This is a genomic window from Paractinoplanes ferrugineus (genome assembly GCF_016862195.1).
In the GTDB taxonomy this organism is placed as follows: Bacteria; Actinomycetota; Actinomycetes; order Mycobacteriales; family Micromonosporaceae; genus Actinoplanes; species Actinoplanes ferrugineus.
In genome coordinates, this window is the sequence record NZ_BOMM01000003.1 from 106,055 (window position 1) to 126,550 (window position 20,496).

The 20,496-nt window shown below is 69.7% G+C and carries 21 protein-coding genes; 8 read left to right on the forward strand and 13 right to left on the reverse strand.

What is annotated here, in order from left to right:
- Positions 1–39 precede the first annotated feature (39 nt).
- Complete coding sequence (locus Afe05nite_RS03270) at positions 40–801, forward strand: phosphoadenylyl-sulfate reductase (RefSeq protein WP_203815432.1); 762 nt, start codon at positions 40–42, stop codon at positions 799–801.
- Positions 783–1,538 carry a sirohydrochlorin chelatase gene (locus tag Afe05nite_RS03275; protein ID WP_203815433.1) on the forward strand — a complete coding sequence of 252 codons (756 nt, stop codon included), beginning with the start codon at positions 783–785 and terminating at the stop codon, positions 1,536–1,538. The genes Afe05nite_RS03270 and Afe05nite_RS03275 overlap by 19 nt, the downstream gene beginning before the upstream one ends.
- 283 nt (positions 1,539–1,821) lie before the next feature.
- On the opposite strand, the gene Afe05nite_RS03280 is transcribed toward Afe05nite_RS03275, so the two are convergent.
- Both Afe05nite_RS03280 and Afe05nite_RS03285 read right to left on the reverse strand, forming a co-directional pair.
- Positions 1,822–2,076 (reverse strand): WhiB family transcriptional regulator, encoded by a 255-nt coding sequence (locus Afe05nite_RS03280; protein ID WP_093619131.1) that lies wholly within the window; start codon positions 2,074–2,076, stop codon positions 1,822–1,824.
- A gap of 428 nt (positions 2,077–2,504) precedes the next feature.
- Positions 2,505–3,455, reverse strand: a complete 951-nt coding sequence (locus tag Afe05nite_RS03285) for a diacylglycerol/lipid kinase family protein (RefSeq protein WP_203815434.1) — start codon at positions 3,453–3,455, stop codon at positions 2,505–2,507.
- 52 nt (positions 3,456–3,507) lie between these two features.
- Here Afe05nite_RS03285 and Afe05nite_RS03290 point away from each other — a divergent pair, with 52 nt between their 5' ends.
- Positions 3,508–3,903: a hypothetical protein gene (locus Afe05nite_RS03290; protein WP_239117516.1), complete on the forward strand. Its 396-nt coding sequence runs from the start codon at positions 3,508–3,510 to the stop codon at positions 3,901–3,903.
- A gap of 38 nt (positions 3,904–3,941) precedes the next feature.
- Positions 3,942–4,664, forward strand: a complete 723-nt coding sequence (locus Afe05nite_RS03295) for a FadR/GntR family transcriptional regulator (protein WP_203815435.1) — start codon at positions 3,942–3,944, stop codon at positions 4,662–4,664.
- Here the strand turns inward: Afe05nite_RS03295 and Afe05nite_RS03300 are convergent.
- On the reverse strand, positions 4,642–5,061 hold the full coding sequence (locus tag Afe05nite_RS03300; RefSeq protein WP_203815436.1) for an ATP-binding protein: 420 nt from the start codon (positions 5,059–5,061) through the stop codon (positions 4,642–4,644). The two genes, Afe05nite_RS03295 and Afe05nite_RS03300, sit on opposite strands and share 23 nt — an antisense overlap.
- Before the next feature lie 116 nt (positions 5,062–5,177).
- Positions 5,178–5,582, reverse strand: coding sequence for a superoxide dismutase, Ni (gene sodN / locus Afe05nite_RS03305; protein WP_203815437.1), 405 nt, complete (start codon positions 5,580–5,582; stop codon positions 5,178–5,180).
- Positions 5,583–5,668: 86 nt separating this feature from the next.
- On the opposite strand from sodN, the gene Afe05nite_RS03310 reads away from it, so the two are divergent.
- The 3 genes from Afe05nite_RS03310 (at position 5,669) to Afe05nite_RS03320 (ending at position 8,432) form a co-directional block, all read left to right on the forward strand.
- Positions 5,669–5,977 carry a S26 family signal peptidase gene (locus Afe05nite_RS03310; RefSeq protein WP_275407439.1) on the forward strand — a complete coding sequence of 103 codons (309 nt, stop codon included), beginning with the start codon at positions 5,669–5,671 and terminating at the stop codon, positions 5,975–5,977.
- A gap of 137 nt (positions 5,978–6,114) precedes the next feature.
- Positions 6,115–7,377: an NAD(P)-dependent malic enzyme gene (locus tag Afe05nite_RS03315; protein WP_203815438.1), complete on the forward strand. Its 1,263-nt coding sequence runs from the start codon at positions 6,115–6,117 to the stop codon at positions 7,375–7,377.
- A gap of 104 nt (positions 7,378–7,481) precedes the next feature.
- A complete protein-coding gene (locus Afe05nite_RS03320) occupies positions 7,482–8,432 on the forward strand; it encodes a zinc-binding dehydrogenase (RefSeq protein ID WP_203815439.1) in 951 nt (316 codons plus the stop codon).
- A 3-nt stretch (positions 8,433–8,435) separates the two neighbouring features.
- Here Afe05nite_RS03320 and Afe05nite_RS03325 read toward each other — a convergent pair whose 3' ends face one another.
- Positions 8,436–9,302, reverse strand: a complete 867-nt coding sequence (locus Afe05nite_RS03325) for an alpha/beta hydrolase family protein (protein ID WP_203815440.1) — start codon at positions 9,300–9,302, stop codon at positions 8,436–8,438.
- 19 nt (positions 9,303–9,321) lie between these two features.
- Positions 9,322–10,407, reverse strand: coding sequence for an alpha/beta hydrolase family protein (locus Afe05nite_RS03330; protein WP_203815441.1), 1,086 nt, complete (start codon positions 10,405–10,407; stop codon positions 9,322–9,324).
- A 133-nt stretch (positions 10,408–10,540) separates the two neighbouring features.
- Here Afe05nite_RS03330 and Afe05nite_RS03335 point away from each other — a divergent pair, with 133 nt between their 5' ends.
- A complete protein-coding gene (locus Afe05nite_RS03335; protein WP_203815442.1) occupies positions 10,541–10,711 on the forward strand; it encodes a hypothetical protein in 171 nt (56 codons plus the stop codon).
- Between the two features lie 12 nt (positions 10,712–10,723).
- Here the strand turns inward: Afe05nite_RS03335 and Afe05nite_RS03340 are convergent, their stop codons facing one another.
- From Afe05nite_RS03340 to Afe05nite_RS03370, 7 genes are all read right to left on the reverse strand, one after another.
- The gene (locus Afe05nite_RS03340; protein ID WP_203815443.1) at positions 10,724–11,839 is read right to left on the reverse strand and encodes an acetate kinase; all 1,116 of its coding nucleotides are present in this window, start codon (positions 11,837–11,839) and stop codon (positions 10,724–10,726) included.
- Positions 11,836–13,911 carry a phosphate acetyltransferase gene (pta, locus tag Afe05nite_RS03345; protein ID WP_203815444.1) on the reverse strand — a complete coding sequence of 692 codons (2,076 nt, stop codon included), beginning with the start codon at positions 13,909–13,911 and terminating at the stop codon, positions 11,836–11,838. The genes Afe05nite_RS03340 and pta overlap by 4 nt, the downstream gene beginning before the upstream one ends.
- A 48-nt stretch (positions 13,912–13,959) precedes the next feature.
- Positions 13,960–14,685, reverse strand: coding sequence for an AAA family ATPase (locus Afe05nite_RS03350; protein WP_203815445.1), 726 nt, complete (start codon positions 14,683–14,685; stop codon positions 13,960–13,962).
- Positions 14,672–14,851 carry a DUF6104 family protein gene (locus Afe05nite_RS03355; RefSeq protein ID WP_203815446.1) on the reverse strand — a complete coding sequence of 60 codons (180 nt, stop codon included), beginning with the start codon at positions 14,849–14,851 and terminating at the stop codon, positions 14,672–14,674. Before Afe05nite_RS03355 ends, Afe05nite_RS03350 begins: the two co-directional genes overlap by 14 nt.
- A gap of 56 nt (positions 14,852–14,907) precedes the next feature.
- Positions 14,908–18,642 carry a multifunctional oxoglutarate decarboxylase/oxoglutarate dehydrogenase thiamine pyrophosphate-binding subunit/dihydrolipoyllysine-residue succinyltransferase subunit gene (locus tag Afe05nite_RS03360; RefSeq protein ID WP_438867500.1) on the reverse strand — a complete coding sequence of 1,245 codons (3,735 nt, stop codon included), beginning with the start codon at positions 18,640–18,642 and terminating at the stop codon, positions 14,908–14,910.
- 123 nt (positions 18,643–18,765) lie between these two features.
- A complete protein-coding gene (locus tag Afe05nite_RS03365) occupies positions 18,766–19,584 on the reverse strand; it encodes a DUF2705 family protein (RefSeq protein ID WP_203815448.1) in 819 nt (272 codons plus the stop codon).
- Positions 19,581–20,489: an ABC transporter ATP-binding protein gene (locus tag Afe05nite_RS03370; protein WP_203815449.1), complete on the reverse strand. Its 909-nt coding sequence runs from the start codon at positions 20,487–20,489 to the stop codon at positions 19,581–19,583. The genes Afe05nite_RS03365 and Afe05nite_RS03370 overlap by 4 nt, the downstream gene beginning before the upstream one ends.
- Between the last annotated feature and the right edge of the window lie 7 nt (positions 20,490–20,496).

The following is a 20,496-nucleotide window of genomic DNA, read 5'->3' on the forward strand; positions in this document are numbered from 1 at the left end:
TTCAAAAGGCGGCATAGCGTCTGAAAAGGGAGTCAACCGATGACGGTCGTGGCCGCCACCTCACTCAATCTCGTCTCGCTCGGAGCGCCGGCTGTCGTCGAGGCCGGCCGGCGCTCGCCGGAAGAGCTCAAGGCACTCGCGCTCGACGCCGCCGGCGCGCTCGAGGGGGCCCCCGCCGAGCAGATCGCGAAGTGGGCGACCGACACGTTCGGCGCGCGCTTCTGCGTGACCAGTTCGATGGCCGACGCGGTGGTCGCGCACCTCTTCAGCCGGGTCTCGCCCGGCGTCGACGTGGTGTTCCTCGACACCGGCCTGCACTTCCCGGAGACGCTGAAGGTGCGCGACACCGTCGCCGCGACCATGAACGTCAACGTGCGCTCGATCCGCCCCAACATGACGGTCGGCCAGCAGGACGGCGAGTTCGGTCCGCGGCTGTTCGCCCGCAGCCCCGACGAGTGCTGCTTCATGCGCAAGGTCGAGCCGCTCGAGCGGGCCCTGAGCGAGTACGACTCGTGGGCCACCGGCCTGCGCCGGGACGAGTCGCCGACCCGCGCCAACACGCCGGTCGTCGCGTTCGACGCGAAGAAGGGCAAGGTCAAGGTCAACCCGATCGCGGCCTGGACCCAGGGCGACGTCGACCGCTACATCAGCCGGTGGAACGTGCCGGTGAACGAGCTGTTCAAGAAGGGCTACGGGTCGATCGGCTGCTGGCCGTGCACCCGCCGCACCAAGGCCGGCGAGGACCCCCGGGCCGGCCGCTGGGCGATGTTCGAGAAGACCGAATGCGGCCTGCACGTCTGACCGTCGTCCTGGTCGCCCACGGCAGCCGCGACCCACGGGCGGCCGCGGCGACCGAGGCGCTCACCCGCGCGGTGGGCCGGGCCCAGCCGTCGTGGGACGTGCGCGCCGCCTATCTCGACCACGCCGGGCCGCGCCCGCTCGACGTGCTCGCCGGCCTGGCCCCGGGGAGCCGGGCCGTCCTGGTGCCGCTGCTGCTGACCAAGGCCTACCACGGCCGGATCGACATCCCGGCGGTCGTCGAGGCGGCCGTGGATCTACCCGTTTCGGTGACCCTGGCCGAGGTGCTCGGCCCGCAGCCGGGCCCGCTGCCGCCGGGCTCGGCCCCGGTTCCGGCCGCCCTGCTCGACGGCCTTGTCCAGCGGCTCCCGGCGGGGCGGTTCGACGCTGTCGTGCTCGCGGCGGCCGGCACCCGGAACTCAGCCGCGCGGGTGACGGTCGAGTGGGTGGCCGACGCTCTCAGCGCCCGTCTGGGGCTGCCGTGCGCGGTTGCCTACGCCTCGGCCGCCCCGCCTCTTCCGGGCGCCGCTGTGGATCTGCTGCGGGCCTCAGGCGCTCAGCGGGTCGCGATGGCCGCCTATTTCCTGGCTCCCGGCTTTCTCTACGACCTCGCGGCCGACTCGGCCCGCTCGGCCGGCGCGGTGGCGATCGCCGAGCCGCTGACCGACGCACCCGACTTGGTAAGCCTGGTCACAGCGCGCGTCGCCGAGGTGGCCGCGCGGCCCGCAGCCGCCGCCTGAGAGCAACCCGGCCCTCCATTGCGGAGAGTAACTGGATCATGTGGCACTGTACCGGTTCGGCAAGTCCACAGCGGAGCGTGATCGGCTTTACGCACGGCGCAATTTCGAGATCATTTCGCGAATCTCGACCGGACTCGCAGTGATCCAATTGGCGCTCTCCGGAACGGCGAGCACAACACTCATAAAGCTCTCAGGAATATGAGCCCACCGTAATCGGGTCAGAACAGCAAGACGCCCCGGTGCCGATCGGCCCGGGGCGCAAATGCTCTTAGGGGGATTGGATTCAGGCGGTAGGAGCGCCGACCCGGAGGCCGCCACGACGCTTGACTGCGCGCCGCTCATCTTCGCTCATCCCGCCCCAGACGCCGGCGTCCTGACCGGACTCGAGTGCCCACGAGAGGCATTCCTCGGTCACGGGGCACCGCCGGCACACGGCCTTGGCCTGCTCGACCTGCAGGAGCGCGGGGCCGGACGTCCCGATCGGGAAGAACAGCTCCGGGTCCTCGTCGCGGCAGATCGCATCGTGACGCCAGTCCATGGCGGCAACACTCCTTGTTTCGGATGGGGTAATGAATCGCGTACTGGTATTACCTATGCGTGCGCGTCGACGTCGGTCGGGCGGGACCCGATGAGAGCGCCTCTGCGGCAGCAAGCCTTATTGGTGTTGCTTGGTGCTGTTCGGCGCCTCTGGATTAGGAACGCGCACAAGCAGCAACCGGTTACTTCTTATCGCTTGTGAATGCTTTCACGAACTCCTGCGATGTCAAGGGTAGCGGCGGAAATTTCTCCACCCGGGTGAGCTGCCTCACGACCCTTTGTCCGGTTCTGTCCCGTAGAACCAGGACCGGTTGACGAACGCTCCTATCAATGTAGTACGGTCCCGGCCCCGTCGCCGCTCTTTTGACCGTATTTCTGTAACGGATCGTGATCGTGTACCCGAGACTGGACGGTTAACACGTCCGGCGCTCAGCAGATCACGCGCAGTGCCTCCGGAACGGACACGAAGTGCACCTTCTGCCGCTCCCCGAGGTAGTCACCGTCCAGTTGGAACGCCTGGGGCCGATTCGCCACCACGGTGAACTCGTCCTGGTCGGGAAGGTGCAGCGTCTGCTTGCCGTGCGGGCCGCCCTTGCGGGTCGTCAACTGTGCCAAAGTTCGTGTGGTGCTTGTCACGGCCAGGCGGCGCAGGGCGAACACGTCAAGTCCACGATCGAAGGACGCCCCCGGGCTCGGGTTGACCGGCCGGTCACCCAGATAGGTCCAGGGCGCGGTGTTCTGCACGATCACCGTGCCGAGATCGGCCTCGGCCGGCTCGCCCGGGCGCTCGATCGAGATCGGTGGGGTCTTGCGGTCGTCGTTGACCAGGAACTGGCCGACGATCGAACGGAAATAGAGAGACGGCGTCGACTTGCGGCCACGGAGCCGGGCCTGCTCGACCCGGCGCACCACAGCCGCGTCCAGGCCGAGACCGGCGGCGAACGTGAAGTAGCGATCGTCGGCGCGGCCGAGGCCGATCACCCGGTGCCGGCCCTCGCGGAGGGCCTCGAGGATCATGCTGGTGCCGTCGACCCAATCGCGGGGCAGGCCGAGGGCGCGGGCGAAGACGTTCGTCGATCCGCCCGGAACCACGGCGAGGGCGGGGAGCGCATGCGCGCGAGGACCGGAGATGCCGTCCAGGGCGGCATGCGCGGTCATCAATCCGTTGACCGCCTCGTTGACGGTGCCGTCACCGCCGAGGGTCACCACCAGATCGACCCCGCTCTCCGCGGCGGCCCGCGCCAGGGTCGCCGCGTGGCCACGGCGGGTGGTGTATTCGACGGTCAGACTGACCGCGCTGCGCAGGGCCCGGACCAGCACGTCACGGCTGCGCTCGCTGGTGGTGGTGGCCTTGGGGTTAACCACCAGTAACGCTCGCATGGGCGGCACTGTACCTGGACGGACGCTGAAAGACTGTCGGTATGGTGCACGGGTGACCGGTGAGAAAGCTGTCGTTGACAACCCCCAAAGTCTGGTATTGGCGGTGTGGCTGCTCTACCTGGAGTGCGTAGGGCTGGCGGCGGTCACGGCGTACCTCATCTATCGCGATCTGACCGCCGACTCGCTCGCGGTGGGGGTCGCGATCTCGCTGACCGTGATGGCCGCCCTGGCGGCCGTCGTCGTGTTCTTTCTCGCCCGGTCGCTGGGCCGCCGACAGAAGGGCGCCCGCGGTCCCGCCATCGTCGTGCAGCTCTTCGTGATCGCGTCCGGCGGCTTCCAGGTGCAGGTCGGCCCGCTCTGGCTCGGGTTGATCCTGCTGGTTACGGGCGCGGTGACGGGGGTACTCATTGTCGTTCCGCCGAGTACCAGAGCGCTTGGCGTCGATTAATGACTCTCGAACCGTTGGTCAGGGCCTACCCTGTGTAGGTGACCGGATCTACGGTGCGTCCGCCCGCCTATCAGGTGCTGGCTGACGAGTTGCGGGCGGATATCACCTCGGGGCGGCTCCAGCCCGGCGAACGACTGCCACCCGAGCCGGAACTGTGCATCAAGACAGGGGTCAGCCGCAGCACGGTGCGCGAGGCGCTCCGACTGCTGGCCAGCCAGCATCTGATCATCACCACGCGGGGTGTCACCGGGGGCAGCTTCGTCTCGCACCCGGATGCCGAACAGCTGGCCGCCGGGCTCGCCACCGGCTTCACGCTGCTCACCAACTCCACCGGCGTCGGCCTCGCCGACCTGCTCGAACTGCGGCGCGCCCTCGAGGTGCCGGCCGCCGGGCTGGCCGCGCTGCGCCGCGACGACGGCCACCTTTTCGAGATCCGCGGTGCGCTCTTCGACCCCGTGCTCGACGACCTCGACACGATGCTCGCCGCGCACGCCGCGTTCCACATGGCAGTGGCCAAGGCCACCGTCAATCCGCTCTTCGAGCTGGTGGTGCGGCCGCTCTACTACGCGTCGTACGGCGAGCAGGTCACCGCCAACCTGCCGGAGAACTACTGGCAGCACATCGACACCGACCACCAGCAGTTGCTCGAATGCCTGGTCAGCCGGGATGCGGAGGCCGCCCGCCGGGCCGCCACCGAGCATCTCGACTACATCGTGCGCGCGACGCAGCCGGTCGACGTCACCCCTCGGTACGCCGGGTAAGAAGCCGGATCGTCGCGTGCTTGCCGCTCGCCTCGGCCGACGCCGAGGTGGTCAACGCGGTGAGAACCTTCCACGCGAAGGACGACTCGGCGGGCAGTTTGGCGCCGCGCACCGTCGTCACACTCACCTCGACGGCCAGCGCGTCGTCGGTCACCGCGAAGCGGCAGTCCAACTCGGCGCCCCGGGTCGCGATCGCAAGCAGCATCGCGCACGCCTCGTCGACGGCGATGCGAAGATCCTCGATCTCGTCGAGGGCGAAGTGCAGCCGGGCGGCCAGCCCGGCCGTCGCCGTGCGGAGCACACCCAGATAGCCGCCGTCAGCGGGCACAGTCAGCAGGACGACGTCGTCGCCGAGTGACTGGTCCGGCTCTTGCTGCGTCAGAATCACCGTAAGCATCCTCCCAACGGAGGAGAGCCTATCTGCTGGCCGGGCGAGTAGGGGAGGCCCGTTCGTCCTTGGCCCCGGATACGGTACGGCCGGCCCGCCCCGAGGGGTGGGCCGGCCGCAACGAATCAGGCCTGCTTCGTCTCCCAGAAGATCTTGGAGATCTCCTCGATCTTGGCGAGCAGCTGCTCGGCCACCGCCGGGTCCACCGAGCCCTTGGCGCCGGACGCGCCGGCGAGCTTGGTGGCCTCGTTGAAGAGCTGGTGCAGGTTCGGGTACTTCTCGAAGTGCGGGGCCTTGAAGTAGTCCGTCCACAGCACCCACAGGTGGTGCTTGACCAGTTCGGCCCGCTGCTCCTTGATCAGGATGGCGCGAGTACGGAACTCGGGGTCGGTGTTCGCCTGGTACTTCTCGGCGATCGCCTTAACCGACTCCGCCTCGATCCGGGCCTGGGCCGGGTCGTAGACGCCACAGGGCAGATCGCAGTGGGCGCTTACCACGGTCCGCGGCGTGAGGAAGTGCGGAAGTCGCATGAGGACTCCTCCATACGGGTTTGCGATGATCCGTTCTTGACCCTACCCCTTACACCTCGCCCGTAACGCGACGGAGGACTACTGCCTTGAGATGGCAACTGCCACTGTTCGCGGTTCTGGTGCACGGGCCGTCGATGGTGCCCACCCTGCGGTCCGGCGACGCGTTGCTGGTGCGGCGCGGGGGCCGGGTGCGAGCCGGGCACATCGTCGTGGCGCGCTTCCGCACGCGTCCTGACCTGCTGGTTGTCAAGCGAGCCATCCGCGAGCAGGACGGCGGCTGGTGGATTCAGGGTGACAATCAGCTGATCGAGGACGACTCCCGCAGGTACGGGGTGGCAGATGTCATCGGCCGAGGCGTAATTCGCTACTACCCGCGGGTAGGTCGGCTAAGTTAGGGTTCGAGAACCGCAGCGCCCACCCGCATACCCGCATCTGGCGCCGTGGTTGCTCACCCCGGGTGATCCCCGCATCGCACCGCCGCTCGGCGCCCATTCGCGACCGAGGCTTGAGCCGGTGCACCGTGTCAATGCCGATGCCGTGTGGAGTCACCGTGTCTTTCTTCTCCTTTGAACTCGATCCCGCCCTGGCCGCCGATCCCGTCTTCGAGCTCCACCAGCGGGGCAAGATGGCGATCAGTCCGACCGTCTCGCTGGCCAGCCGCGACGACCTGTCCCTCGCCTACACGCCCGGCGTCGCCCGGGTCTGCGAGGCCATCGCCGACGATCCGGAGCTCTACCCCGATTACACCTGGACGGCCAACACGGTCGCGGTCGTCACCGACGGCTCGGCGGTGCTGGGTCTGGGCAATATCGGTCCCAAGGCCGCCATGCCGGTGATGGAGGGCAAGGCGATCCTGTTCAAGCAGTTCGGCGGGGTCGACTCGATCCCGATCTGCCTGGACATCCAGGACGTCGAGGGCATCATCGCGGCGGTCAAGGCGATGGCCCCGTCGTTCGGCGGGATCAACCTCGAGGACATCAGCGCACCCCGCTGCTTCGAGATCGAGCGCCGGCTCGACGCCGAGCTCGACATCCCGGTCTTCCACGACGACCAGCACGGTACGGCGGTGGTCACGCTCGCCGCCCTGCGCAACGCGGCCAAGCTGCTCGGCCGTCGCTTCGCCGACCTGCGTGTGGTGATCAGTGGCGCCGGTGCGGCCGGGGTCGCGATCACCCAGACCCTGATCGCGGCGGGCGTCGAGGGCGCCAACATGATCGTCTGCGACTCGCGGGGCATCATCCACGCCGACCGGCCGGGCCTGAGCGGGATGAAGGCCGAGATCGCCGCGACCACGAACGTCTCCGGCCGTACCGGCGGGATCGGCGAAGCCCTGATCGGCGCGGACGTGCTGATCGGTGTCTCCGGCGGGGCCATCGAGGAGAGCGCGCTGGCCGGGATGGCCCCGGGCGCGATCATCTTCGCCCTGGCCAACCCGACGCCCGAGGTCCACCCGACGGTCGCCCACAAGTACGCCGCGATCGTCGCGACCGGCCGCAGCGACTTCCCCAACCAGATCAACAATGTGCTCGCCTTCCCGGGCATCTTCCGGGGCGCGCTCGACTCCCGCTCGACGACCGTCACCGAGGCCATGAAGGTGGCCGCGGCCGACGCGATCGCCGCGATCGTCACCGACGAGTTGCGCGCCGACGCGATCGTCCCGTCGCCGCTCGACCCGCGGGTCGCCCCGGCGGTCGCGGCCGCGGTGGCCGCGGCGGCGATGCGGGACGGCGTGGCGCGCCGCCAGGTCGCGCCGGCGCCGGTCCCGGCCGCGGTGACCCGCCAGCCGGCCGGCTGAGGCGCGTCGGCCGGCCGGGCTCGACCCGCCGTTCGGCCGGCTGAGATCGACTCCGGGCAGCCCGGCGGGTTTCCGTCGGGCTGCCCGCTCAATAGGGTCGGGGAATGCGTGCCGCCTTCGCCTCCGCCGCGTCGCCCGATCAGCCCCTCACCGCGCTCACGGTCGGTGAGGTGCCGGATCCGACACCGCCGGAGGGCTGGGTGAGTGTCGAGGTGCGAGCCGCCTCACTCAACCACCATGACCTGTGGTCTCTTCGCGGAGTCGGGCTGGCGGCCGACCGCCTGCCGATGATCCTCGGGTGTGACGCCGCCGGGGTGACGCCGGAGGGTGACGAGGTGGTGATCTATCCGGTGGTGCCGGACGACGGCGATCCGCGGGGGATGTCGCTGCTCTCGGAGCGATTCGCGGGCACCCTCGCCGAACGGGTCGCGGTGCCCCGGGACAACCTCGTCCCCAAGCCGGCCGGGTTGTCCTTCCTGGAGGCGGCCTGCCTGCCGACCGCCTGGTTGACCGCGTTCCACATGCTCACCACCCGCGGCCGGATCGAGTCCGGCTCGTCGGTGCTGGTGCAGGGGGCGGGCGGCGGGGTGGCCACGGCGGCGGTCGTCCTCGCCGTGGCGATGGGCAAGCGGGTCTACGCCACCAGCCGCGACCCCGGCAAACGGGAGAAGATCGCGGCGCTCGGGGCGGTGGCGGTGGAGCCGGGCGCCCGGCTGCCGGAGCGCGTCGACGTGGTGATCGAGTCGGTGGGCGAGCCGACGTTCGCGCACTCCATGAAGTGTGCGGCGGCCGGCGCCCGGATCGTCGTCTGCGGGGCCACCGGCGGCCACCTGCCCCGGGTCGACCTGCGGCGGTTGTTCGCGATGCGGCTCGAACTGCTCGGCAGCGTGATGGGCACACTGCCGGAACTGGTCGACCTGATGGCCTTCCTGATCGACAAGGACATCCGGCCGATCATCGACGCCACCTACGGCTTCAGCGCGGTGGCCGACGCCTTCGCGCACCTGGCGCAGGGGGAGATCTTCGGCAAGGTCACACTCGACTTCCAGCACTGATCGCTAGACGTCGAGGCTCTCCTCGAAGGTCGCGAGGCCGCCCTCGGTGGCGTCCGCCGCCAGCCGGGATTTCGCCGTCTCGTCGGCGAAGAGACTCCAGCGCCAGAAGTCGGTGCTTGTCGCGGCGATGGCCGGCAACTCGGCGCTGGTCGCCACGTGATTTCCCCGAGTCACCGTCATGAAGGCTTTCGGCCAGGTCATCGCGTTGTAGACGGAGCGGGCGTCGGCGATCGCGACCGTGTCGTCGAGCTTGCCGTGCACGAAGAGAATCGGCGTCGCGGCGCCCTGCAGCGGCGTCGTCACCAGCTGCCGCCCGGCGAGCACGACGGCCGCTTTGAGCCGGGTGTCGCGGGTGCCGGACAACATGCCGAGCGTGGTCACCCCGCCGGCGGAGTGGCCGGCCGCCGCGATCCGGTCGGTGTCGATCTGGCCGGGGTAGCGCTGCAACAGCTCGGTGATCACATAGCTGGCGTCGGCCGGCTGGTTGAGCACGTCGAGCGCGTTGTAGTCGCGCACCCCCGCCGAGGTGTGCGGATAGGCCGGTGCGGCGACCGCGAAACCGGCTTTGGCCCACGCGATGAGCAACGTCTCGTATTCGCTGGGGGTCGCGGTCAGGCCATGGCTGAACAGGATCAGCGCGAACGGGCCCCCGGACGTCGGGTACCAGATCGTGGTCGGCAGGGGCCGGTCGCTGCCGCGGCTGAGCTCGAGCTTCTCGCTCTCGATCGCGAAGGTGCCGGTGGGCGCGGTAGTCGCCGGAGCCGCGCTCGCGCTCGGCTGGGCGGCCGGCGCCGGCTCTGTCGAGCAGGCGGCGAGCGAGGCTGTCGCGCCGGTCAGGGCAAGGGCTTTGAGCAGGGTACGGCGTTGCACCCGACCCATTCTGCGGTGCTCAGCTGTGAGTTCCTTGGGTCCCGGCTGTGGCCTTGACCATGCTCGGCAGAGGTTTGCGGGCCGTCTCGTCGCCGCCCAGCGTCCAACGCAGGAAATCGGTGACGGTGGACAGCATCGTGGCGTATCCGAGATCACCCGGCTGCAGGTACGTCGAGTGCGAGTTGCCGCGCAGCAGCACGTACGCCTTGGTCCAGGGCACCCGGAGCCAGGCCGCGTGGCTCACCGTCCGGGGCACCACCGGATCGGAGGTGCCCTGCAGGAAGAGCATCGTGGCGGGCGGTCCCGCGAACGCCCCCGCCGCCGCCCAGCCGGCCATGACCACGCCCGCCCGAAGCCGTGGGTCGTGCCCGGCGACGAACAGCCCGGTGGTGGTGTAGCCGCCGGCGGAGTGCCCGACCGCCGCGATGTGTTCGGTGTCGATCCGCCGGCGGAGCGGATCGCCCGCGGTCTGGTCGAGCCGCAGCACCTGGGTGAGCACGAACCGCGCGTCGGCGGGCTGGTGCACGAGGTCGGACCGCCGGAAGCGAGGGGCGAATTCACTGGTGTACGGGTAGGTCGGCGCGGCCACCACGAACCCCGCCGACGCGAGCTGGGCCGCCACCGCCGCGTACCGTTCCGCCGACCCGAACAGTCCGTGGCTGAACAGGACGAGCGGAAAGCGCCCGGCGGCGGGCGGCGTCCCGGCTGTCGCCACCGCTTGGAGCCGCGCGACGAGCTCCGGGTAGGCGGCGGGCCCGATCCGGGTGATCGGCGGCAGCGTCCCGTCCCGGCGCGCTGCGGACCGCCCGCCGGCCATCACGAAGAGGCCGTTGGCAGGCTCGGCGCGGTGGCCGGTGGTCCGCTCGCCCGGCGAAGAACTGAGCGCGGGATAGAAGACCAGGGTGGGGAGTGGACGGCCCGGCCCTCGATGCAGGTCAAGGGTGCGGAAGCCGACCGGGTAGGTCTGGTGTTCCGGAACGGCCGGAACGGCGGCCGGCGGCGCGGGAGCGGTCGTCGGCGGCCCGGCCGCGGCGCCGGAGCAACCACCGGCCGTCAACGCGACGGCCAGGGCCACCGCCGCAAACGTGAATCGCCGCCTTCCCATGACCCGAAGTTACGGCCCGACCCGCCCACGAAGGGGTGAAATCCCCAGAGCGAGCGCATTTCTCCTGGTAGGAGACGCGACCGGGCGGATGCGGGGGTCGGCTCACGAGCAACTTTTCGCTATGGTCGTGCGCATGTCTGACAACAGTGTCGATCCGAGCGGCAACACCGAGGCGTTCCGGGCCTTCCAGACCGCCCCGGCCGAGCAGGCCGCCGCACCAACCCCGTCCAAGACTCCGATCATCGCGGCCGGCGTGGTCGTCGCGGTGGTCCTCATCGCCCTGATCGTCTGGCTCGCGTCCTAGCCGGACCGGAGCTCAGTCGGCCAGGCCCAGCGCGGTGCGGGTCTGGTTGGCGATCTCCAGCTCCTCGTCGGTCGGCACCACCAGCACCGCGGTGCGACTGTCGGCGGGCGAGACGATCTCGGCGCCGGCCTCGTTGCGGGTCGGGTCGATCGCGATGCCCAGCGGTTCCAGACCGGCGAGCGAGCGAGCCCGGACGGTGGGCGAGTGCTCACCGACGCCGGCCGTGAACGTGATCGCGTCGACCCGGCCCAGCACCGCGAGGTAGGCGCCGACGGTCTCACGCAGGCGCCGCAAGTAGACGTCGAAGGCCAGGACGGCGGCCGGATCGCCGGCCTCGACCCGGTCTTCGACGGCACGCATGTCGTTGTCGCCGCAGAGGCCCAACAGGCCGCCGTGCCGGGTCAGGGAACTCTCGATCTCGTCGAGCGACAGGCCGGCCACCCGGTGCAGGTGGAAGATCACCGTCGGGTCGATCGAGCCGCTGCGGGTGCCCATCACCAGGCCGTCCAGCGGGGACAGGCCCATCGAGGTGGCCACACTGCGACCGCCTCGCACGGCCGCGGCACTCGCGCCGTTGCCGAGGTGCAGGGTGATCACGTTGGTGTCCTCGAGCGGCCTACCGAGGATCTCGGCGGTGCGGCGCGCCACGTACCCGTGCGAGGTGCCGTGGAACCCGTAGCGCCGGATCTGCCACTTGGCCGCCAGCTCCGCGTCGATCGCCCAGGTCACGCCCTCGGCCGGGATCGTCGAGTGGAACGCGGTGTCGAAGACCGCCACCTGCGGGATGTCGGGCAGGAGCGTGCGGGCGACCTCGAGCCCGCTGACCGCGGCCGGGTTGTGCAGCGGCGCCAGCGGGATCAGCGCCTCGATCCGGGCCACCACGTCGTCGTCGACCACGGTCGGCTCGGTGAAGTCGGAACCGCCGTGCACGACCCGGTGGCCGACCGCGGCAAGGCCGTCGAGGTCGGTCTCGGACATGATCTGCTGGAGTGCCGCACGGTGGTCGGCGGTCCCGCCGCCGGACTCGCCGATCCGCTCGACAAGCCCCTTCGCGAGCGTGGTGGTGCCGTCGAAGAGCCGGTATTTCACCGAGGAGGAACCGGTGTTGAGAACCAAGACCCGTGTCATCGCGCTGCCGCCTGAATCGCCGTGATCGCCACCGTGTTGACGATGTCCTTGACCGTCGCACCCCGGGACAGGTCGTTGACCGGTCGCCGCAGGCCCTGCATGACCGGCCCGACGGCGACCGCGTGGGCCGACCGCTGGACCGCCTTGTAGGTGTTGTTCCCAGTATTGAGGTCGGGGAACACGAACACCGTCGCCTTGCCCGCGACCGTGCTGTCCGGCAGCTTGGTGGCCGCCACCGCCGGGTCGACGGCCGCGTCGTACTGGATCGGGCCCTCCACCGGCAGGTCGGGCCGGCGTTCCCGGACCAGGGCGGTGGCCGCCGCGACCTTCTCCACGTCGGCGCCGGTCCCGCTGCTGCCTGTCGAATAGGACAGCATCGCCACCCGGGGCTCGATGCCGAACGCGGCGGCGGTGTCGGCCGAGGAGAGCGCGATGTCGGCGAGTTGGGCGGCGTCGGGGTCGGGGTTGACCGCGCAGTCGCCGTAGACCAGCACCCGGTCGGCGAGCAGCATGAAGAACACGCTGGACGCGACGGACAGCCCCGGGACCGTACGGATGATCTCGAAGGCGGGGCGGATGGTGGCGGCCGTGGTGTGGTTGGCGCCGGAGACCATGCCGTCGGCCAGCCCCTGCTCGACCATCAGGGTGCCGAAGTAGTTGACGTCGCGGACCACGTCGTACGCCAGATCGAGGGTTACGCCCTTCTTCTTGCGCAGCTCGGCGTACCGCTCGGCGAAGTGGTCGCGCAGCTCGCTCGTCTCGGGGTCGACGAGTTTGGCTCCGCCGATGGAGACGCCCAGCTCGCGGGCCCGCCGGGTGATCTCGGCCCGGTCGCCCAGCAGGGTGAGCTCGGCGACGCCGCGGCGCAGCAGCGTCTCGGTGGCGCGCAGGATGCGCTCGTCGGTGCCCTCGGGCAGCACCAGCCGGCGACGGTCGGCCCGGGCCCGGTCGATCAGGTCGTTCTCGAACATGAGCGGGGTGACCCGGCTCGAACGCGCCACGTCGAGGATGCGGGCCAGCTCGCCGGTGTCGACATTTTCCTCGAACGCGCCGAGCGCCGCCTCGACCTTGCGCGGCGTGTTGGTGCTGAGCCGGGCCTCGATGTGCGCGGCCGAATAGATCGTGTGGTAGCTGTCGGAGTCGACGACGAGCATGGCGAGGCCGGTGTTGAGCTTCTCGATCACCGCCACGGCCCGCGGGTCGGGGTGCTCGCCGAGCGTCAGCACCAGGCCGGAGAGCGTGACGTCGCCGGCCGCGTGCGCCGCGCTCGCGGCCACCAGCAGGTCGGCGCGGTCGCCCGGGGTGATCAGCAGCGCCCCGTCGGTCAGGTGCTCCAGCAGGGCCGGCACGTGCGCGGCGCCCACCACGTAGTCGAGGACGTCGCGGTCGAGCGCGCTCTCCGAGCCGGCGAGCACGGTCGCGTCGAGCGCGGCGGCCACCTCGGCGACGGTCGGCGCGGCCACGGCCGGCACCTCGGGGATCGACCACATCGGCACGGGCAGACCGGCGGCCGGTTGCATCGGCACCCGCGGCACCCGGTTGGCGATCACCGCGAGCACGGTGGCATCAAGATCGACAAGCGAATGGTACGCACTTCGCGCGGCCGCCCCGATCGACTCCTCGGTGCGCCCCTCGCCGCTGATCACCGGGATCACCACGCTGCCGAACTCGGTCGCCAGGCGGGCGTTGAAGCCCAGCTCACGAGGCATCTCGTCGCCGCCGGTGGACGGCCCGCCGGTGAAGTCGCTGCCGATCACCACGACCGACGCGCACCGTCTCTCGACCTCGCGGTAGCGCTCGACGATGCGGGCGATCAGCTCCTCCCACTTACCGTCGGCGACCAGCTCCCCGGCCTCGGCCGCGGTCACGCCGAACGAGTCGGCATAGGGGGCCATCACCGGATAGCGCTCGGTGAGCAGTTCCAGCAACGGGTCCTGGCCGGGACCGGAGAGCAGCGGACGGAAAACCCCGATCCGGGCGACCTGCCGGGAGAGCAGCTCGACCAAGCCGAGCGCAACGGTGCTCTTGCCGACACCGGGGCCGAGCCCGGCCACGTAGACGCTTCTTGCCACGCGTTCAAACTACCGGCCCGGACGGGCACGCCGCCGGGTCAAAAGTCACTACAGGAGATGTCGCAGGTAGGACTCCGGAGCGCTCAGGAACAGCCGCCACCGATTGGTCAGCTCGAGGTCGTCCCAGCTCGTGCGCCGGATGCCGGACTCGCTCAACTCGAGGATGGTGGCCCCGGGCAGGGCGGTCAGCAGCGGCGAATGGGTGGCCACCACCACCTGCGCCCCGGCCCGGCGCAGCGTGTCGAGGTGGGCGACCAGCCCCAGCGTCGAGGTGAACGACAGCGGCGCCTCGGGCTCGTCCATCAGATAGAAGCCGTACCCCCGGAACTTGCGCTCCAGGAGCGCCAGGAAGCCCTCACCGTGGCTGCGGTCGTGCAGATCATCATCCGGCGAGCCGGGCAGATCCTCGAGGTACGTGTAGAGCCCGTGCATCGTCTCGGCCCGCAGGAAGTACGAGTTGACCTGCTTGCCCGGGGAGCGGACGACCCGCAGCAGGTCGGCCAGCGGCGCCTCGGTGACCCGGGTCGAGTGCCTCGCACCCCGCGAGCCGCCCTCCGGGTTGAGACCGTGCACCCCGGCCAGCGCCTCGATCAGGGTCGACTTGCCCGAACCGTTCTCGCCGACCAGGAAGGTCACCCCGGCCGGCAGGTTCAGTCCGTGCTCGAGCACCGCCGCGATCGCCGGGATCTTCGCCCACCACGCGGTCCCGTCGACCACGGCGCCCGGGGCGAGCTCGATCCGCCGGATCGGCGGCGGCGAGCTACTCCTCGTCATCCTCGTCGTCGCGGGCCAGCCAGGTGGCGAACCGCTCGATCGGGGTCTCGAACTCGGGGTTCATGTCGACGAAGGTGCGCAACTGCTCGGCGAGCCACTCCAGCGTGACGGTCTCCTCGCCACGGCGGTTGACCAGCTCCTCGATGCCTCGATCGGTGAAGTACATGCCCGGATAGTAAAAGGGGGCGCCCCGCCGCGGCGGAGCGCCCCCTTTCCGTCAGGTCACGGACGCGGCAGAGCGGCCTCGATCAGCGCCGACTGCTCGGCGTCGTGCATCTTGGCCGAGCCGACCGCCGGGGCCGCCGCGGCCGGGCGGGAGATCCGCCGGAGTCGGACGCCCTCGAGGTGCTCGAGCAGGTTGAGCGCCACGAACGACCAGGCCCCCTGGTTGGCCGGTTCCTCCTGCACCCAGGCGAAGTCCTCGGCCTCGGGGAACTGGGCGAGGATCGCCTTGAGCTCGGCCACCGGCAGCGGGTAGATCTGCTCCATCCGGATGATCGCGGTGTCGGTGATGCCGCGCTCGGCCCGGGCCTGGAACAGGTCGTAGTAGACCTTGCCCGAGCAGAGCAGCACCCGCTTGACCGAACCGGCGTCGAGCGGCGTGCCGTTGACCCCGGCGTCGGGCATGACCGGCTGGAACGTGCCGGTGGTGAAGTCGGCGACCGACGACACCGCGAGCTTGTGCCGCAGCAGCGACTTCGGCGAGAACACCACGAGCGGCTTGCGCTTGCTCGACAGTGCCTGCCGGCGCAGCAGGTGGAAATAGTTGGCCGGGGTGGTCGGGTTGGCGACCCGCATGTTGTCCTGCGCGCAGAGCTGCAGGAACCGCTCGGGCCGGCCGGACGAGTGGTCCGGACCCTGGCCCTCCTGGCCGTGCGGGAGGAGCAGCACCAGCGACGACTGCTGACCCCACTTCACCTCGCCGGACGAGATGAACTCGTCGACGATGGACTGGGCGCCGTTGGCGAAGTCACCGAACTGGGCCTCCCAGAGGACCAGGGCGTCCGGGTTCTCCACCGAGTAGCCGTACTCGAAGCCCATCGCGGCGTATTCGCTCAGCAGCGAGTCGTGCACGAAGAACCGGGCGTTTCCGGTGGCCAGCGTGCTCAGCGGGAGGAAGTCCTTGCCGGTCTTCGAGTCGACGATCGAGGCGTGCCGGGAGACGAAGGTGCCACGGCGCGAGTCCTGGCCCGCGAGGCGGACGGTGACGCCCTGGTTGAGCAGCGAGCCGAAGGCGATCAGCTCACCGAAGCCCCAGTCGATGCCGCCCTCGGCGGACATCTTGGCCCGTCGCTCGAGCAGCTGCTGGACCCGCTTGTGCGGGGTGAAGCCCTCCGGCAGGTCGAGGTGCGACTGGCCGACCGAGCCCACCACCAAGGCGTCGACCGCGGTCTCGACCAGCGGCTCCGGCTCCTCGGAGATGACCCGCGGGCGGGGCGGCGTGCCGGCCGCGTCCCGGGTGGCCTTGAAGACCTGCTCCAGTTGGGACTGGTAGTCGCGCAGCTGCTCCTGGGCGTCGTCCACGGTGATGTCGCCCCGGCCGATCAGCTCCTCGGTGTAGAGCTTGCGGACCGAGCGCTTGGTGTCGATGATCTCGTACATCCGGGGGTTGGTCATCGACGGGTCGTCGCCCTCGTTGTGCCCGCGGCGGCGGTAGCAGACGAGGTCGATCACGACGTCCTTGTTGAACGCCTGCCGGTATTCGAAGGCCAGCTTGGCGACCCGCACGACAGCCTCGGGGTCGTCCCCGTTCACGTGGAAGATCGGCGCCTGGATCATCCGGGCGACATCCGTGGAGTACATCGACGAGCGGCTGTATTCCGGCGCCGTGGTGAAGCCGACCTGGTTGTTGACGATCACGTGCACAGTGCCACCGGTGCGGTAACCGCGCAGCTGCGACAGGTTGAGGGTCTCGGCGACCACGCCCTGGCCGGCGAACGCGGCGTCCCCGTGCACCAGCACCGGAAGCACCGTGTAGCCGTGCAGGCCGAGGTCGAGGCGGTCCTGCTTGGCCCGGACGATGCCCTCCAGGACCGGGTCGACGGCCTCCAGGTGGGACGGGTTGGCCACCACGCTGACGGTGGTCGAGTGCTCGCCGTCGGGCGTGGTGTATTTCCCGGTCTGGCCCAGGTGATATTTCACGTCGCCGGAGCCGTGCGCGGTCTTCGGGTCCATCTGACCCTCGAACTCGCTGAAGATCTTCTCGTACGGCTTGGCGACGATGTTGGCCAGCACGTTGAGGCGGCCCCGGTGCGCCATGCCGATGACCATCTCGTCGAGACCGGCGTCGGCGGACGACTCGAGGACGGCGTCGAGCAGCGGGATCAGCGACTCGCCACCCTCCAGCGAGAAGCGCTTCTGCCCGACGTACTTCGTCTGCAGGAAGGTCTCGAAGGCCTCGGCGGCGTTCAGCCGGTTGAGGATGTGCTTCTGCTCGTCCTGGTCCGGCTTGGTGTATTTGATCTCGATGCGGTCCTGGATCCAGCGCCGCTCCTCGGGACCCTGGATGTGCATGTACTCGATGCCGACCCGGCGGCAGTACGTGTCACGCAGGACGCCGAGCACGTCCCGCAGCTTCATCCGCTGCTTGCCGGCGAAGCCGCCGACCGGGAACGTGCGGTCGAGGTCCCACAGCGTCAGGCCGTGCTGGAGCACGTCGAGGTCGGGGTGCCGGCGGATCTCGAACTCGAGCGGGTCGGTGTCGGCCATCAGGTGACCGCGCACGCGGTAGGCGTGGATCAGCTCGACGACCCGGGCGGCCTTGTCGATCTGGCCCTCGGAGGTGCGGGCCACGTCGCGGACCCAGCGGACCGGCTCGTAGGGAATGCGCAGCGACGTGAAGATCTCGTCGTAGAAGCCGTGCTCGCCCAGCAGGTATTCGTGCATCGCCTTGAGGAACTCGCCGGACTGCGCACCCTGGATGACCCGGTGGTCGTAGGTGCTGGTCAGCGTCGTGACCTTGCTGACGCCGTGGTCGGTGAGCGTCTCGTCGCTCATCCCGGAGTAGGGAGCCGGGTATTCCATCGCGCCGACGCCGATGATCGCGCTCTGGCCGCTCATCAGGCGCGGGATGGAATGCACGGTGCCGATGCCGCCGGGGTTGGTCAGCGAGATCGTGGTGCCGGCGTAGTCGTCCATGGTCAGCTCGTTGCGCCGGGCCCGCCGCACGACGTCCTCGTAGGCCTGCCAGAACTTGCGGAAGTCCATCTTCTCGCAGTTCTTGATGGAGGGCACCACCAGTGTGCGGGTGCCGTCCTTCTTGGCCAGGTCGATCGCGATGCCGAGGTTGATGTGCTCGGGCTGCACGAGGGCCGGTTTGCCGTCGATCTGAGCGTACGAGTTGTTCATCTCGGGGCGCTTGAGCACCGCCCGGACCAGCGCCCACCCGATGAGGTGGGTGAAGCTGACCTTGCCGCCCCGCCCGCGGGCGAGGTGGTTGTTGACCACGATGCGGTTGTCGACCATGAGCTTGGCCGGCACGGCCCGCACCGAGGTCGCGGTGGGCACCTCGAGCGAGGCTTCCATGTTCTGCACGATCTTGCCCGCGACGCCGCGCAGCGTCGTGACCTTCGCGCCCTCCGGGGCCTTGCCGTTCGAGGAGGCGGCCGGGGCCGGCTTGGCCGCCGGCGCGGGCTTCGCAGCAGTCTTCGCAGTTTCGGGGACGGTCGGCTTCACCGGCGCGACGGTCGAGGCAGCCGGGGCGTCGGTGCCGGCCCGGGCTGCCGACGCGGTCGCGTTGGCCGCGGTCGCCTCGTCGGGAGTGACGATCGAACCCGTTGCCATCGCCGGCTTGTAGTCGGCGAAGAAGTCGTGCCAGGCCGGGTCGACGCTCGAGGGGTCGGCCAGGTAGCGCTGGTACATCTCGTCGACGATCCACTCGTTCGGACCGAAATCCGCGAGTGGGTTCTCATGCGAAGTCTGCTGGGTCGACACTTGCGTGTTCGCCTCTTTCACCATGTTTGTCAGCACGCGACTGTTTTCGTCACATGGGACGGGAAGGATTCGGTGTAAAGGCTACGCCGTGCGGGGGCAAGATCCGCCCCCGCGTCGGCCCGATGGACACGTAAAGGTCAAAGTCAACTAGCTGATGTCGCGGCGCTTGGTGATCAATGTGCCGATGACTCCGGTGATCACCGCGTATCCGATCAGCACGACGGCGCCGACCCAGCGCGGCGGGTTACCGGGCAGATCGGTGCCGGAGATCATCAGCTGCGAGGCGTTGGGCGGGAAGAGCACCTGGAGCTTGTCGAACCAGTCCGCCACGTACCGGGTGAGCAGGAAGAAGATCAGGCCGACGGCGGGCGTGCCGACCACGTAGACGATGCCGAGCAACAGCGTGGCCGCGAGCTGACTGCGAATCAGTACGCCGAGGCCGACGCCGAGCACCGCCCACAGCACGAAGGCCAGCAGGTTGAGCCCGATGGCCCGCCACACGGCCGGCTCGCCGAGCTGGCTGCCGAGGTCGAGGTTGCTCATGATCGGCGGTACGAAGATCAGGTTGAGCACGGTGGTGAGCAGCCAGAGCAGTACTCCGACGAGCACCGCGGCGCCGAACTTCGCCAGGATCACCGACTCCCGTCTCGGCGTCACCAGGAACGTGGTGGTCGCGGTGAGGTGGAAGAACTCGCTGGTGACGATGATGGCGGCGAGCAGAAGGAGGATGAGAATGCCGAAGTACTGACCACTGGTGTACATGCTGGTGGCCACGTTGATCGGCTCCAGGGCGGCGCGGACCGCCTCGGCCTGGTCCGGGTCGCTCACGTCGCCGGCGTTGGTGTTGGCGTACTGCGCCCAGTTGGCCAGCACGCTCGCCGCGTAGAGCGGGAGCAGGACGATGCCCATGATCCACCAGAGCGAGGTGGACCGGAGCTTGAAGAGCTCGGCGTTGACCAGTCTCATCGGATTCCCGCCATTCCGGCCGTGAGCTGGAGGAAGACCTGTTCGAGGTCGCCGCGCTCGGAAGCTAGTTCGTGCAGTTCGACCGAGGCGGTGAAGGCGGCGTGCCCGACCGCGGCCGCTCCGGTGCCGCTGATCAGCAGCGACCCGTCGGCCTGCGGGGCCACCGTCACCCCGTCGAGGGACGCCAGCGCGGTGGTCAGCTCGGCCGGCTGCGGGGTGCGCACCTTGACCTGGGCCGCACCCATCGAGCCGAGCACCTCGTCGACCGGGCCTTGGCGGATCAGCTTGCCGGCCGCCACGATCACCACGTCGTCGGCGAGCAACTGCATCTCGCCCAGCAGGTGGCTGGAGACCAGCACCGTGCGGCCCTCGGCGGCGAACGCCTTGAGCAGGTCGCGCATCCAGTGGATGCCCTCGGGGTCGAGGCCGTTGGCGGGCTCGTCGAGGATCAGCACCCGGGGGTCGCCGAGCATGGCCGCGGCGATGCCGAGCCGCTGCTTCATGCCGAGCGAGAAGCCCTTGAACTTGCGGTTGGCGGCCGGGGTGAGCCCGACCAGCGCGAGCACCTCGTCGGCCCGGGAGTCGGGCAGCCCGGCGGCCCGGCAGATCATCCGCAGGTGGTTGCGGCCGGTGCGGCCGCGGTGCGCGCTGGACGCCTCGAGGACCGCGCCGACGTGCCGGATCGGGTCGGGCAGCTCGGTGTATTTCTGGCCGCCGATGGTGGCGTTGCCGGCGGTCGGCGTGACCAGGCCCAGCAGCATGCGCAGGGTGGTCGTCTTACCCGCACCGTTGGGGCCGAGGAAGCCGGTGACCCGGCTGGAACGCACGCTGAAACTCAGATCGTCAACTGCCCGCAGTTTTTTGTACTGCTTGGTCAGGTGATCGACGACGATGTCGTCGCTCATCGGAACT